Here is a 13,816-nt window from a genome sequence, read left to right as displayed (position 1 = left end):
CGCCGGGCGTCAGTGGGCGAGTTTGAGCCCGATCACGCTGCCGACGATCAGCGTCAGGAACACGATTTTGAGCGTGCTCACCGACTCCTGGCCGGTGAGCATCGCATACAGGATCGTGAGCACCGCACCGATGCCGACCCACACCGCGTAGGCCGTGCCGACCGGCAGATCGCGTGTCGCGTACGCCAGTCCGGCCATGCTCGCGCCGAGGCCGACGACGAAGACCAGGGACGGGACGAGGCGGCTCAGCCCTTTGGACCTGCCCAGCGCGGTCGCCCACACGGCTTCCAGAACGCCCGAGAGAACGAGGATGATCCACGACATGACTGCCCTCAAACGGGCCGTCTTGTCGCACGCCGGGTACGGCACCCCTCGTCCGGGAGCCACTGATCGGGCTCCGTTCCACGTTCTCACACGCCCTGTGAGGGGGCAATTCCCGCTGGTTCGGGCCGTGCGGGCCGACGCGGATCGGCCACATGGCGGACGGGGGGTGGCGCGGCGGCCGGTTTTTCCCTAGTTTCCCTATCGAATTACTAGGAAAGCGTTGACGCTCCCAGACCGGGCGAGTGAGGATGACATCGTGACCATCGCACCAGCGGCTCCGGCCCCGGCCTCACAGACGGACGCCGGCCACGCGCACTGGCTGCACGTCGCCCGGGAACTGGCCGACGATCTCGCCACGGACGCCGTGGAGCGCGAGCGGGCCGGCAAACCGCCCCTGGACGAGGTGGAACGGCTGCGCGAGGCGGGCCTGCTGACCCTGCTCGCGGCCACCGCTCATGGTGGGGGCGGCGCGGACTGGCGCACCGCCTACGCGGTCGTCCGCACGATCTCCGCCGCCGACGCCGCGATCGGTGAACTGCTCGGCGTGCATTACTTCCTGTCCTCGGGCGCCCGGTTCTTCGCGGGGCCCGCCCGCGCCGAGCGCGTCGAGCGGGAGTCGGCGGCCGGGCGTTGGTGCTGGAGCGGAGGCATCGCCTCCGACCAGCCGTCGCTCATGCTCAACCCCGGCGCGAACGGGCATCTGCTGGACGGCAGGCTGAGCTGTGCCGTCGGCGCGGGCGTCGCCGACCGGCTGCTGGTCCGCGCCTCCCGCACCGACACCGGCGAGCCGCTGGCCGTGGTGGTCGACCCCTCTCACCCGGGCGTCGTCCGGGGGACCGGCGGCGAGACCTTCGGGCAGCGGCCGGCGGCCGGCGGCAGCGTGGCGTTCGACTCCGTGCCCGTGACGGCCGACGACGTGTTCGGCTCCCTCTCCGCGGACGACGGAGTGCTGTCGCCCTTCGCCGGGCTGGCCGCGCCGACCGCCCGGCTGGTCTCGGCCCAGGTCTGTCTGGGCGCAGCGGAAGGACTGCTCGCCGAGGCGCGCGAGCTCAGCCGGCCCGCGACCGCGTCAGGGCAGCCGTCCGACCCGCTGCACTGGCCGGTGCTGTCCGGCGCCCCGCACTGGCCGGTGAGCCCGGCACAGGATCCGTACGTGCTCGGCGCCTACGGCGAACTCGCCGTCACCGCCCGCTCCGCCGCCGCCCTCGCCGACCAGGCCGTCGACGCGCTGATGCGCGGACTGGCGCGGGGCGAGGAACTCGACGACGACGAAGGCGCGGAGATCACCGTCCTGGCCGGCGCCGCCGAGGCCGCCGCCTCCCGTGCCGCGCAGGAGATCACCACCCGGGCCCTCGACGTCATCGGAGCACGCGCCGCATCCACCCGCTACGGCCTCGACCGTTTCTGGCGCAACGCGCGTACGCACACCCTGCGCACCCCCGTCTCCTCCCGGCTCCGCGAGGCCGGCGACTACCACCTCAACGGCACCCACCCGCCCTTCACACTGCCCTGAGCCGTCGACTCCCGTGCGAGCCGGCCTCGTCGTGAACCTCGGCGTCCTCTGGAACAGGGAGGGAAAACGAATGGTCCACCCGCCGCCCCCGCCGATCTCCCGCCGCCAGGTCCACCCGGCGCCCGCCGGCAGCGCGGACCCCCGGGCCTGACACGGCTCGCGCCCGACAAAGCCCGTCGCGTCCGGGGCCCTCCACGAGTACGCCGCCCCGAGGCGCGCCCTCACGAGTACGCCGCACCAAGTCCCCCCACGAGTACGCCGCCGCGCCGGCGCCGTCGCGGTCCGCCCCGCCACGCCCGCGCCTTTCCGAGGGAGACGCATGCTCGCCACACACCCCGACCCCGTTCCGGCCTTCCGCGGCAGGATCGGCCAGGATCCCCGCAGCGGCTATCACGCCGTCCCACACCGCTACCGCCTGTATCTCACCCCGTCCTGTCCGGAGTGTCTGCGCATCGCCGTCACCCACGACCTGCTCGGCATCGGCGACACCCTCCCCGTCACCCTGCTGCCGGCCCTGCCCGACACGGCCGACGGCGGCCACGGGGCGCTGCGCCCCCTGTACGAGGCCGGATCGCACCGCCACCCGGGACCGGCCCTGGCCCCCGTGCTCGGCGACGACTGGACCGGACGCATCGTCAGCACGCACGCCCCCGACATCCTGCGGGACCTGGCCCGATGGTTCGGCGGACCGGGCGCGGCACTCCGCCCGTGCGAGGCGCAGGAGGAGACCGAGACGGTCGACCGGCTCTGCGAGCGGGGCGTCACCGCGTCCGCCCACCGTGCCGGACGAGCGGACGCCGACGCCGAGACCCGGGACGCCGCGCTCACCGATCTGCTCACCGCCCTCGACGGCTTGGAACGGCGGCTCGCCGGCCGTGCGTACGTCCTCGGCTGCGGTGGCGGACCCACCGCCGCGGACGTGCAGGTCTGGGTCACGCTGGTGTGGCTCGACACCGTGCACGGCCGGCATCTGGACGGCGCCGCGGCGCGGCGGATCGCCGCGCACACCCGTCTGTGGGACTACGCCCGCCGACTGACGGCGCACCCAGCGTTCGGCCGCCACCTCGACCTGGACGCCATCACTCGGCGCCACCGCGCCGAGTGCGGGAACACCGGCGTCTGCGCCGGGGCGCCGAGAATCACGCAACGGGCGGCGTGACGCGAGGCGCCAGCCGGCCTCGGACGACGAACGTGACGGCATGACGCGGACGGTCCGCCCTGGTCACGAGCCCGGAGGCACGACGTGAGCCGCCGGCCTCAGTCCTGCCGCGCCCGCTCCGCGTCCCGCTCCTTGAGGCGGGCCGCCTCCTTGCGGACCTCGGCCTGGGTCTCCTGCTCCTTGCGCAGCCACTCGGGCCGTTCCTGCTTCAGCGCCTCGATCTGCTCGGTCGTGAGCGGCTCCGTGACGCCGCCGCGGGCGAGGCCGGCGATGGACACGCCGAGCCTGGCCGCGACCACGGGGCGGGGGTGCGGGCCGGTGCGTCGCAGTTCCCGCAGCCACTCGGGCGGGTTGGCCTGGAGCTCGTTCAGCTCGGCGCGGGAGACCACGCCCTCCTGGAACTCGGCGGGGGTGGCGGGGAGGTACACGCCCAGCTTCTTCGCCGCGGTCGCGGGCTTCATCGTCTGGGCGCTCTGGTGCGACGTCATGCCGTCCAGACTATCCGCCGGTCACGGGGCCCCCGACCACAGCCGGTAACCTGGCGGGGTGACAGGCTCGGAAGCACCGCCCACGTTCCGGCTCGCGTACGTCCCTGGGACGACACCCGGCAAGTGGGTGCGGATCTGGAACGAGCGCCTGCCCGAGGTTCCCCTGACCCTCCTGTCGGTGACCGCCGCCGAGGCCCCCGACGTCCTGCGCGAGGGCCGCGCGGACGCGGGCGTCCTCCGGCTGCCGGTCGATCGCGAGGTCTTCAGCGCCATCCCCCTCTATACGGAGGCGACGGTCGTGGTCGTGCCCAAGGACCACCTGATCACCGTCGCGGACGAGGTGACGACGGCCGATCTCGCCGACGACGTCGTCTTCCACCCCCTCGACGACGTGCTGGAGTGGGAGCGGCTGCCGGGCCGCCCGGCCGTCGAGCGCCCGGCCACCACCGCCGACGCCGTCGAACTGGTCGCCGCGGGCGTCGGCGTCCTCGTCGTGCCCCAGTCGCTGGCCCGGCTCCACCATCGGCGCGACCTGACCTACCGCCCGGTCGTGGACGCACCCCAGTCGAGCGTGGCCCTGTCCTGGCCCGAGGACGCGACGACCGACCTGGTCGAGGAGTTCATCGGCATCGTGCGGGGCCGCACCGTCAACAGCACCCGCGGCCGGTCCCAGCCCCGGCCGGAGCAGCAGCGGCGCGACGAGAATCCCGCCCGGCGGAAGCCGACGCCGGGCAAGTCCGCCGGCGGGAAGAATCCGCGCGGCCGGTCGGGCGGCTCCCCGAAGGCCGGGGCACCCAGGACCGGAGCCAAGCGAGGCAAGCCGCGTCGCCGCTCCTGACCCGCCGCGGGGCTCGGCCGGCCCGGCCTCTCAGCGCACGTACACCGCCCGCCGCGCGGTGTTCACCACCGCCTCCCCGTCCGCCCGACCCAGCAGCCCTGCCGCTGTCCACGCCTCCACGGTCGACCGCACCCGCGTCACCAGCGCGCCCTTCCCGGTGAACGGTGCCCCGCCCACACCTCGTCCAGCAGCGTCGTGCCGTCGGCCCGACCCGGATTGGCGACTCCCGAGTCCGCGCCGCCGAGGACCACGCGCGGTTCGACGCGCCGGAGCAGGCGTGCGTCGGCTCCTCGACACCCTCGAAGAACGGCGCGAACAGGATGCCGTGCAGCGTGAAGTGGAGCGGTTCGCCCGGTACCGGCGTGAGCGAGGGCAGCAGATCGCCGGAGAGGGCGGCGTTGCCGTACAGGGCGACGTCGAGGTGCTCGGTCGTGCTCGACGGCGGTCCCGAACCTCCCCGCGACGCTGAGCACGGCCGGTTCCGCGCGCAGCGCCTCGCGCACCTCCTCCAGCGCCGTGATCACGGTGCGGATGCGGTCCGCGTACACCTCGTCGCCGGTGCTCGCGTACGCCTGGGACAGCATGGTGAGGAAGTGGCCGGTGTAGTGCCCGCGCAGATTGCCGTTGGCCTCGCCGTCCAGTCCCTCCCAGCCGCCGGGTGCCACCGCACCCCGGGTGGACAGGCCCGCGTTGGCGCGGAAGACCTGCACCAGCCGGTCGACGGCGTAGCCGCGGGCGTGGTCGAGCATCAGCTGCCGTTTCGCGGCGAACAGGCTCTCGCCCAGTTTCACCTCGCCGAGGAGAAGGGGTGCAGAGCCCAGCACGCGGGCGGCGCGGGCGGTGCGGGCACGGCGGCGGACGCCCGCGCCGCCGCTGTCCCGGCGAGTGGGGGCGCTGCGGCTGCGGCGATCGCCGACTGCAGGAGGGTCCGTCGGGAGAAGGGCTGTGCCATGGTGCGCCTCCACGGGGCCACTGGCCGAGGTGGTGGTGCGATATGTCGAACATTGTGCGAAAGGTCGACCGGACGGTAGAGACGGGGTGGGGGCGCGTCAACGGTACCGGCGGGTTCGGCCGCGGCCCGGTGTCACTTCCGGACCGACCGTCCGATCGACTCCACCAGCGGCAGCAGCCGGTGGGGCACGCGTTCCCGCAGCGCCACCTCGGTGCGGGTGCGCACCACGCCGGGGAGGCTGATCAGCTTCTGGATCACGTCCTCCAGGTGCGCGTTGTCCCGCGCGACGACCCGGGTGAGCAGATCGCCGCCGCCCGTGATCGAGAACGCCTCCACGATCTCCGGTACGACGGCCAGCGCGTCGCCCACGTCGTCCAGGTGGCCCTGGGTGACCTCGATGTGCACGAACGCCAGGACCGGATGGCCGAGCGCGGCGGGGGAGAGGGCAGGGGCGGTGCCGGTGATCACGCCCTCCCGCTCCAGGCGGTCGAGGCGGGCCTGGAGCGTGCCCCGGGCGACACCGAGAATCCGGGCGTACTCCCGCACGCTGGTGCGCGGCTGCTCCAGCAGTAGCCGCAGGATGCGGGTGTCGAGCTCGTCGACGGTCATGGCGGCCGTCCTCCTCGGTGTCGCCGGTCGGCTGTGATCACCGTCGACCGTACCAATGGCGCACTCGAACACGGCCGGGCTGGGCCGCCGGATCTGATCCGTTGGCTCGTCGATGGCCGAGTCCTTCCCCACTGTGCTGTGCCAATGGTTCAGTGGAGGAGACGCCACTTGAGCCACTGGTGGCATGAGTGTTGTCATAGAGGTGTCGATGGCGCTGCGGATCCCGCGGCGCCTTTTTCGTGCCGGGTGTCGGACCGGCCGTCACACGTTCGCGGCAAGGGGGCGGAAGACAGTGCTGAAGAGGATGTTCGTGGCTCCGGACCCGGGGCGGGCGCGGCTGCGTTTCGCCGCGCGGGCCGTCCTCGGCATCGGTCTGGCGGTCGTCGTCTGCGGCCTCGCCGGGCACTCCCTCGCCGCCGCCGTCACGGGCGGCCTCGCCGCGCTGCTCGCCCTGTTCACGGTCACGGACCCGAGCGTGCGGCAGCAGGCCGTCACCACCGCCCTGCTGCCCGTGGTCGGCCTGCCCGTCCTGGCCGCCGCGGCCGAGCTGCACGACCAGCCGGTGGCCCGCGACCTGACGTTCCTCGCCGTCGTCGGCGCAGGCGTCTACGCCCGCCGCTGGGGCCCTCGCGGCCACAGCCTCGGCGTGTTCGCGTTCATGACCTTCTTCATCGCGCAGTTCCTGCGGGCCACCCCGGGGCAGCTCCCCGAGCTGTCCGCCGCCGTGCTGCTGTCCGTGGCCGCCGCCGCGGTCGTCCGCTTCGGGCTGTGGTGCTACGAACGCCGTACGCCCCCGGCCCCGGCGATCGCCCCGCCGGACGGCTCCGGTCTCGACCGGATCACCACCCGGCAGGCGATCCAGGCGACCGCCGGCTCCGGCTTCGCTCTCGTCGTGGGCCAGCTCGTCTCCGGCGAGCGGTGGTACTGGGCCGTCGGCGCGACCTGGTGGATCTTCGTGAACACCACCTCGCGCGGCGAGACCCTGGTCCGCGGCTTCCGGCGGCTGCTCGGCACGGTGATCGGCATCGGCCTCGGTCTGCTCGTCGCCGTGCCGGTGGACGGCTCGCCCATCCCCTCGGCCGTCCTGGCCGCCGTATGCGTGTTCGGCATCTTCTACACGGCCGCCGTCTCCTACACCTGGATGATGCTCTGCGTCACCCTGCTCGCCGAGCTGCTCTACGGCCTCCTGGACGTGCTGCACCCCGCCCTGCTCGCCCTGCGGCTGGCCGAGACCGGCGTCGGCGCGCTGGGCGCGGCGCTGGCCGTGCTGTTCGTGCTCCCCGTCACCACCCACACCGTCACCGACGCCTGGATCCAGCGCGCCCTGCGCTGCGTCCACGCCTGCACCGCGGAGGCCGCCGCCCGCCTCGCGGGAACGCCGGACGCCGACCCCGCGCGGCGCGTGGCGGAACTGGAGCAGCTCCTCGGCCGCGTCCGGCTCGCCGTCGCCCCGCTGGTGCACCCGCTCAACCCGATGCTCGTCCGCAAGCGGCGGGCCCGGCGCGTGCTGGCCCTGCTGGACGACTGCGCCCGGGAGATCCGCGGACTGGTCGCCGTGGCCGCCGACCCGGAGGCCTCCCACGACGCTCGGCTGGCCGCCGCCTGCTGGCGGGTCGAGGCGGCCGTCGAGGCGCTCACCGACGGCGACGGCACGCCCGTCGTCCCCACCCCGCAGCCGCCCGCGGCGACCGAACCGGCCCTCGCCCATCTGCACGGCCTGGAACGCGCCCTCGCCGAACTCGCCACGCCCCTGCGCGGCCACTTCGGCCCCTCGCCGGTGGGCGCGTCGAGGCACGATTCCCCGCTTGGTCTAGACCGCGCATGATCGACTGCTACCGTCGCCTGCGACAGCCATGGACCGAGAGGGGACAGCGGTGGCAGACGGCGGGCGGGCGTTCATCGGGTCGTTCACGGCGGCGGGCGGCCCCGGAGTGGTCACGGCGGCCGTGGACGCGACGAGCGGCGCACTGACGGTCCTCGGCAGCACGGGCGGCGTTCCCGATCCCTCCTACCTGACCCTGTCGCCGGGCGGGGACATGCTCTACGCGGTCAGCGAGACCGCCGACGGCGCGGTCGCCGCGTACCGCGTGTCCGGGGACGCGCCCGAACCGGCCGGACCGCCGGTCCCCGTGCGGGGCAGCGGGCCGACGCATCTGTGCGTGTTCGACGGTCACGTCCTCACCGCCAACTACGGCTCCGGCAGCGTCAGCGCCCTGCCGCTGCGCCCCGACGGCACCCTGGCGGGCGGCGATGCCGCGGTGCTCCGGCACACCGGCGCGGGACCGTACACGCCCCGCCAGCAGGGGCCGCACGCCCACCAGGTGCAGCCCGACCCGAGCGGACGGTGGGTCGTCAGCGTGGACCTCGGCACCGACTCGGTGCGCGCGTGCGCCCTGGCGGACGGCGGACTCGTCCTGCACCGCGAGACCGCCCTGCGCCCCGGTTCCGGTCCCCGCCACCTCGCCTTCCACCCGGCCGGCCGGCACGCCTACGTGGTCAACGAGCTGACCCCCACGGTCACGGTCTGCCGCTGGGACGGCTCGGAGGGCTCCCTCAAGCCGCTCGCCGAGACGCCGGTGCTGCACGGCGCCCCGGCCGGCGACGCCTACCCCTCGGGCATCGTCGCCTCGCCCGACGGCCGTTTCGTGTGGACCGCCACACGCGGCGAGGACGTGCTGTCCGTGTTCGCCGTCGCGGGCGACGAGCTGCGGCTCACGGCGACGGTGCCGTGCGGCGGACGCTGGCCCCGCGCGCTCGCCCTGCGAGGCGGGTTCCTGTACGCCGCGAACGAGCACTCGGGCGACGTGACGTGGTTCGCCGTGGACCCGGACACGGGGCTGCCCCGGCGTGCCGGGGCGGTGGCGGTGCCGGCGGCTTCGTGCGTGGTGTTCGGCTGAGCCCCCGAGGCGGCTCACCTGCGCAGAAGGGCCCGCTCCGGCGTCTCGGAGCGGGCCCTCGTCGTGCGGGTGGGTTCAGCGGGCCGGCACGCCCTGGGGCTGCGGGGCGATACCCAGGGCCGTCGTGTACTTGGCCAGGGTCAGCTTGCCGATGGCCGGGTACGCGCCGAGGGACTCGGAGGCGGAGCAGCCCGCCTCGCGGGAGGCGTCCTCGAGCACCGACGCGTCGACCTCGGGGCCGATCAGGTACGGGGCCAGCGCCAGCTGCTGCGAGCCGGACGAGCGCAGCTGCTCGGCGACGGAGGCGATCGAGCCGTCCTGGTCCAGGGCCGCCGCCATCACCGGCACGGCGAGCCGCGCGGCCAGCAGCATGCCCGTGATCCCGGCCGCCTGCACGGCCTCCTCGCCGCCCACGGCGGCCAGGATGATGCCGTCCGCAGCGGTCGCCACGGTGAACAGCCGGGCCCGGTCGGCGCGGGCCAGACCCGCCTCCGACAGCCGCACGTGCAGGGCCTCGGCCAGCAGCGGATGCGGGCCGAGCACGTCGGTCAGCTCGGCGGCGACCCGGCTGTCCATGACGGCCAGGCGGATCTGGCGCAGCAGCGCGCTGTCCGGGCCGGCCAGCAGGGGCACCACGACGGCGACCGGGCCCTCGGGCTCCTTGGTCTCCACGCCGGCGGCCAGTGCCTGCTCGTAGCGGGCGGTGCGCTGGTCGGCCGCGCCGGACAGCACCGACTGGAGCGTGGGGAACTCCGCGTCGTCGCCGTCCACGAACCCGATGCGGGCGTCGAGGCCGGGCAGCTCGGAGCGGGCGATGCTCACGACCTCCTCGGCGAGGCTGCGCGTGGCGGCGCTGGGCGTGCCCGGGACCGCGAGGACGAGCGCGGGCGCGCCCTCGGGAGCCGCCAGGGGCTCGGGTCGGCGGTGCCGCCCGGGCTGGCGGGGGCGCGGCATTCGTACTGGCAGGCCGGACGCGGGCCCAGTGGGGGAGCTCATGGCGCCGCATGTTACTGGTTTCCTGGGCTCCCCTGTTCGGGGAGGGTGCAGGTGAGCGGTATCCGTCCGGTTTTGTCTGATGAGTTACGTACCGATCGGAAGTGATCGGCGCCTTTGCCCGGGATGACCGCCCGCGGCCGGTATCGGCCTCACCCTCCGGGCGCGGTCACCACTTGGAGCAGAGCCTCCTGTTCGGGCAACTCCCTTCTTCCGGCGGCCAGTCCGGTGGCGATGCGGACCGCCCCGTGCAACGGGTCGCCGTCGGCCGGGACCCGGCGGGCGTGCGGCAGCCGCCTCGACAGTTCCTCCTCCAGGGGAACGAGAAGAGGCGGGCCCGTTCTCAGCAGTCCGCCCGTGAGCGCGACCGGCGGCTCGCCCGTCGTGGGGCACACCGCGGCGGCCGAGTCGGCCATGTGCCGGGCCGCCGCCCGCAGGATCTCCGCGGCGACGGGATCACCGGCCGCGGCGCAGTCGGCGACCAGGGGCGCGAACGACGCGAGCACCGCGGCGCGGTCCTCGCGCGGGTACAGCTGCCCCGGCAGACCGGGCGGCGCCCCGAACCGCTCCCGCGCGCACGCCAGCAGCCGGCCGGAGCCGCCGTCCCGGCCGTCGTGGGCCCGCAGCGCCGCCTCCAGACCGGCCCGGCCGATCCACGCCCCGCCGCCGCAGTCGCCCAGCAGATGCCCCCAGCCGTCCGCGCGCCGCCAGCCCGTCAGGTCGGTGCCGATCGCGATCAGCCCGGTGCCCGCGGCGACCACCGCACCGGGCCGGACGCCCAGCGCGCCGACGTACGCCGTGACGGCGTCGGCGGCCAGGGCGACGCACCGCACGCCCCACTCCCGCCGCAGCGCGCCGGGAAGTTCCGCACGCAGAGCGGCGCCCAGCGTCCCGAACCCGGCGGCGCCGACCACCGCCGTGCCCGGAGCCGCGACTCCGGTGTCGGCCATCAGCGCCCGGGCCATCGGCGCCAGCTGATCCATCAGATGCCCGGCGTCGATGCCCCGCGCCCCCGTGCGCACCGGTTCGCGCGACTCCCGCACGCCGAGCACCCCGCGCTCCACGGCGCCGACGGCGACCCGCAGTCCGGAGCCGCCCGAGTCCACGGCGACGAAACCGCCGGCCGTCCCGTCACCCGGGGTGCCGCCGCCCGCCGCCGGGCCGCTCACGGCAGACGCCAGTCCACCGGCTGTCCGCCCTGCCGCATGAGCAGGTCGTTGGCCCGGCTGAACGGGCGGGAGCCGAAGAAGCCGCGGTCGGCCGACATGGGCGAGGGGTGCGCGGACTCCACCGAAGGCAGGTCACCCAGCAGCGGGCGCAGGTTGCGGGCGTCCCGACCCCAGAGGATGGACACCAGCGGCTTGCCGCGCGCGGCGAGGGCGCGGATGGCCTGCTCGGTGACCTCCTCCCACCCCTTGCCGCGGTGGGCCGCGGGTTTGCGCGGGGCCGTGGTGAGCGCCCTGTTGAGCAGCAGCACGCCCTGTTGCGTCCACGGCGTCAGATCGCCGTTGGAGGGCTGGGGGACGCCCAGGTCGGTGGTCAGTTCCCGGAATATGTTGATCAGGCTGCCGGGCAGCGGGCGCACGTCGGGCGCGACCGAGAACGACAGGCCCACCGCGTGTCCGGGCGTGGGGTACGGGTCCTGACCGACGATCAGAACGCGTACCTCGTCGAACGGTTGCTGGAAGGCCCGCAGGACGTTCGGCCCGGCCGGGAGGTAGGTGCGTCCGGCGGCGATCTCCGCGCGCAGGAAGTCACCCATCTCGGCGATCCGCCCGGCCACGGGTTCCAGGGCCTTCGCCCAGCCCGGTTCGACGATTTCATGCAAGGGTCGTGGTGCCACGGGCGTCACCCTACTGCCGGGCGGCGGGCGGCGATCAACCGGTGGCCGGGGCGGTTCCGCCTCATCCCACGACCGCGGCGCGCACGCACAGCACGTCCGGCAGGTGCGACGCCAACTGCCGCCAGCTGTCGCCGTCGTCGGCCGAGGCGAACACCTCGCCGTTGCGGTTGCCGAAGTACACGCCGGCCGGGTCCGCGTCGTCCGTGCACAGCGCGTCGCGCAGCACCGTGCCGTAGTGGTCCTCGCTCGGCAGCCCCGCCGTGAGCGGTTCCCAGGACCGGCCCGCGTCCGCCGTGCGGTAGACGCGGCAGCGCCGGTCGGCCGGGACGCGGTCGGAGTCCGCGGTGATGGGGAAGACGTAGGCCGTGTCCCCTCGGCGCGGGTGGGTGGCCGCGGCGAAGCCGAAGGTGGACGGCAGGCCCTCGCCGATGTCGGTCCAGTGCGCGCCCGCGTCGTCGCTGCGGTAGACGCCCCAGTGGTTCTGCAGGTACAGACGGTCCGGTGTCGAGGCGTCCCGTGCGACCTTGTGCACGCACTGGCCGAACTCCGGGTTGGGGTCCGGCAGGAACACCGCGGAGACGCCGGAGTTGGAGGGCGTCCAGCTCTGCCCGCCGTCCGTGGTGCGGAACACGCCGGCCGTGGAGACGGCGACCGTCACGGACCGTGGATCGCGCGCGTCGGTGAGCACCGTGTGCAGGCCCTCGCCGCCGCCGCCCGGCACCCACCGCGAGCGTGTCGGGTGCTCCCACAGCGGCCGGACCAGCTCGAAGCTCTCGCCGCGGTCCTCCGAGCGGTACAGCGCGGCGGGTTCGGTGCCCGCGTAGACCACGTCGGGCTCGGCGGCGGCCGGGTGCAGCTGCCACACCCTCTCCAGGGAGGCGCCCGTGTCCTGGGGGAACTTCACGGCGGGCCGGGCCGGTTCCGTCCAGGTGCGGCCGAGGTCGTCGGAGTGGAACACCGACGGCCCCCAGTGCGCGCTGTCGCCCCCGGCCAGCAGCCGCGGGGCGGAGCCGCGGGTGTCGATGGCGACCGAGTACACGGCCTGTGCGTTGAAGTAGGGGCTTTCGTCGAACTCCCAGGCGCCACCGCGCCGGCGTCCGATGAACAGGCCTTTGCGCGTGCCCACGGCGAGCAGTACCTCGGTCATGCCGATCACCTCCGCGACATCTTCGTCTCAGACACCGGCCAGTCTGCACCCCACCACTGACAGTCACCTCCGCACGGAGTGTCGTCGCAGGTCAGGGGAGGCCGGCCGGTATCGCCGGAGATGACGGACGGCCGTACGAAACGCTGTGGGGTCCGTTTCGTACGGCCGTTTCCCGCCGGGTCGGTCTACCGGTAGGTGATGTCCGAGGCGGAGTACTTGCAGTAGGTGCCGTCGGGGCCGGAGCCGTTGGTCGTGGGCTCGTCGCCGTCGTCGTTGCCGATGTACTTCTGGCAGGGGACGATCTTCCTGCCGGTGTCCCCGACGATGGTGATGTTGCGCAGGGTCGCGCTGTCGCCGTAGTTGGTGTTGATGCCGACGATGCGGCTGCCCTTGTAGGTGACCTCGACGGTGTTCAGGTTGATCGTCCGCTTGTACTGCGTGGAGCAGTTGCCGCAGGAGCGGATGAACGTGCCGAAGTTCTTCACCGCGAAGTTGGAGACGTTCAGCGTGCCGGCGCCGTTGAACTGGAACACCTTGTCGCTGGCTTCCTTCGCGCCGCCGCCGGTGATGGTGTAGACGCTGGACGAGGAGGTGCCCTTGAAGGTCGCCGCGTCCTCGCCGACGTCCTCCCACCAGACGTTCTGCAGCGTGCAGCTGCCCTGGCAGTGGATGCCGTCCGCGGCCGGGGCGCCGATGATGACGTTCTTCAGGACGGTCCCGGCGGCCAGCTTCAGGATCGGGCCCTGGTCCTCGTCCTGCCCGTCGCTGCCCAGGGCGCCGGAGCCGTACAGGCGCTTCATCCCGTAGTCGTGGGTGCCGGACAGGGAGATGGTGGAGGAGACGGCCTGGCTGCCGTTGGCGGTCGGCCAGGTGGCGGCGTTCGCCGCGGGCACCTGGCCTGTGGTGATCATGCCAACCGTGACGCCGAGCGCGGCGAGCCCGCCGGCCAGCGCGCGCCGCCGCGCGGCGCGGCCCCGGCGGGGGCCTGTCAGTGCGGTCATGTCCCGAGTTCCTTCCGGGTGGGTCCAGGGCCTGTGGGGTCGATGGGGTCGT

At 74.2% G+C, this 13,816-nt stretch carries 13 protein-coding genes, 1 pseudogene and 1 riboswitch; of the genes and pseudogenes, 5 read left to right on the top strand and 9 right to left on the bottom strand.

Annotated elements, in window-relative coordinates:
* Positions 1–9: 9 nt before the first annotated feature.
* Positions 10–324 (bottom strand): multidrug efflux SMR transporter, encoded by a 315-nt coding sequence (locus ABZY13_RS14390; RefSeq protein ID WP_356630361.1) that lies wholly within the window; start codon positions 322–324, stop codon positions 10–12.
* An 11-nt stretch (positions 325–335) separates the two neighbouring features.
* Positions 336–401: riboswitch (guanidine-III (ykkC-III) riboswitch) on the bottom strand.
* A gap of 179 nt (positions 402–580) precedes the next feature.
* Between ABZY13_RS14390 and ABZY13_RS14385 the strand changes: the two genes are divergently transcribed.
* Both ABZY13_RS14385 and ABZY13_RS14380 read left to right on the top strand, forming a co-directional pair.
* Positions 581–1,837, top strand: coding sequence for an acyl-CoA dehydrogenase family protein (locus ABZY13_RS14385; protein ID WP_356630359.1), 1,257 nt, complete (start codon positions 581–583; stop codon positions 1,835–1,837).
* Positions 1,838–2,156: 319 nt separating this feature from the next.
* On the top strand, positions 2,157–2,996 hold the full coding sequence (locus tag ABZY13_RS14380) for a glutathione S-transferase C-terminal domain-containing protein (protein ID WP_356630357.1): 840 nt from the start codon (positions 2,157–2,159) through the stop codon (positions 2,994–2,996).
* Between the two features lie 98 nt (positions 2,997–3,094).
* On the opposite strand, the gene ABZY13_RS14375 is transcribed toward ABZY13_RS14380, so the two are convergent.
* Entirely contained in the window at positions 3,095–3,484 is a 390-nt protein-coding gene (locus ABZY13_RS14375; RefSeq protein WP_356630355.1) for a DUF5997 family protein, read from the bottom strand.
* 58 nt (positions 3,485–3,542) lie between these two features.
* On the opposite strand from ABZY13_RS14375, the gene ABZY13_RS14370 reads away from it, so the two are divergent.
* Entirely contained in the window at positions 3,543–4,322 is a 780-nt protein-coding gene (locus tag ABZY13_RS14370; RefSeq protein WP_356630353.1) for a LysR substrate-binding domain-containing protein, read from the top strand.
* A gap of 425 nt (positions 4,323–4,747) precedes the next feature.
* Here ABZY13_RS14370 and ABZY13_RS14365 read toward each other — a convergent pair.
* Both ABZY13_RS14365 and ABZY13_RS14360 read right to left on the bottom strand, forming a co-directional pair.
* Positions 4,748–5,274 (bottom strand): annotated as a pseudogene (locus ABZY13_RS14365) (beta-L-arabinofuranosidase domain-containing protein); the annotation flags it as partial.
* Between the two features lie 132 nt (positions 5,275–5,406).
* On the bottom strand, positions 5,407–5,883 hold the full coding sequence (locus ABZY13_RS14360; RefSeq protein WP_356630351.1) for an Lrp/AsnC family transcriptional regulator: 477 nt from the start codon (positions 5,881–5,883) through the stop codon (positions 5,407–5,409).
* A gap of 292 nt (positions 5,884–6,175) precedes the next feature.
* Between ABZY13_RS14360 and ABZY13_RS14355 the strand changes: the two genes are divergently transcribed.
* Both ABZY13_RS14355 and ABZY13_RS14350 read left to right on the top strand, forming a co-directional pair.
* On the top strand, positions 6,176–7,708 hold the full coding sequence (locus ABZY13_RS14355; protein WP_356630349.1) for an FUSC family protein: 1,533 nt from the start codon (positions 6,176–6,178) through the stop codon (positions 7,706–7,708).
* 28 nt (positions 7,709–7,736) lie between these two features.
* Positions 7,737–8,780 (top strand): lactonase family protein, encoded by a 1,044-nt coding sequence (locus ABZY13_RS14350; protein ID WP_356630347.1) that lies wholly within the window; start codon positions 7,737–7,739, stop codon positions 8,778–8,780.
* Positions 8,781–8,855: 75 nt separating this feature from the next.
* On the opposite strand, the gene ABZY13_RS14345 is transcribed toward ABZY13_RS14350, so the two are convergent.
* The 5 genes from ABZY13_RS14345 to ABZY13_RS14325 all read right to left on the bottom strand — a co-directional run bounded on the left by ABZY13_RS14345 (position 8,856) and on the right by ABZY13_RS14325 (position 13,764).
* Positions 8,856–9,776: a hypothetical protein gene (locus ABZY13_RS14345; RefSeq protein ID WP_356630345.1), complete on the bottom strand. Its 921-nt coding sequence runs from the start codon at positions 9,774–9,776 to the stop codon at positions 8,856–8,858.
* Positions 9,777–9,925: 149 nt separating this feature from the next.
* Entirely contained in the window at positions 9,926–10,942 is a 1,017-nt protein-coding gene (locus ABZY13_RS14340; RefSeq protein ID WP_356630343.1) for a BadF/BadG/BcrA/BcrD ATPase family protein, read from the bottom strand.
* Entirely contained in the window at positions 10,939–11,616 is a 678-nt protein-coding gene (locus tag ABZY13_RS14335) for a uracil-DNA glycosylase (RefSeq protein WP_356630341.1), read from the bottom strand. Before ABZY13_RS14335 ends, ABZY13_RS14340 begins: the two co-directional genes overlap by 4 nt.
* A 61-nt stretch (positions 11,617–11,677) precedes the next feature.
* On the bottom strand, positions 11,678–12,763 hold the full coding sequence (locus tag ABZY13_RS14330) for an exo-alpha-sialidase (protein WP_356630339.1): 1,086 nt from the start codon (positions 12,761–12,763) through the stop codon (positions 11,678–11,680).
* A 185-nt stretch (positions 12,764–12,948) separates the two neighbouring features.
* Entirely contained in the window at positions 12,949–13,764 is an 816-nt protein-coding gene (locus ABZY13_RS14325; protein WP_356630337.1) for a pectate lyase, read from the bottom strand.
* Between the last annotated feature and the right edge of the window lie 52 nt (positions 13,765–13,816).

Origin of the sequence: Streptomyces sp. NPDC006610 (genome assembly GCF_040611575.1) — a bacterium.
Lineage (GTDB): Bacteria > Actinomycetota > Actinomycetes > Streptomycetales > Streptomycetaceae > Streptomyces.
Note: the sequence above shows the minus strand (reverse complement) of the source record. Positions and strands in the feature narration are given on the sequence as shown.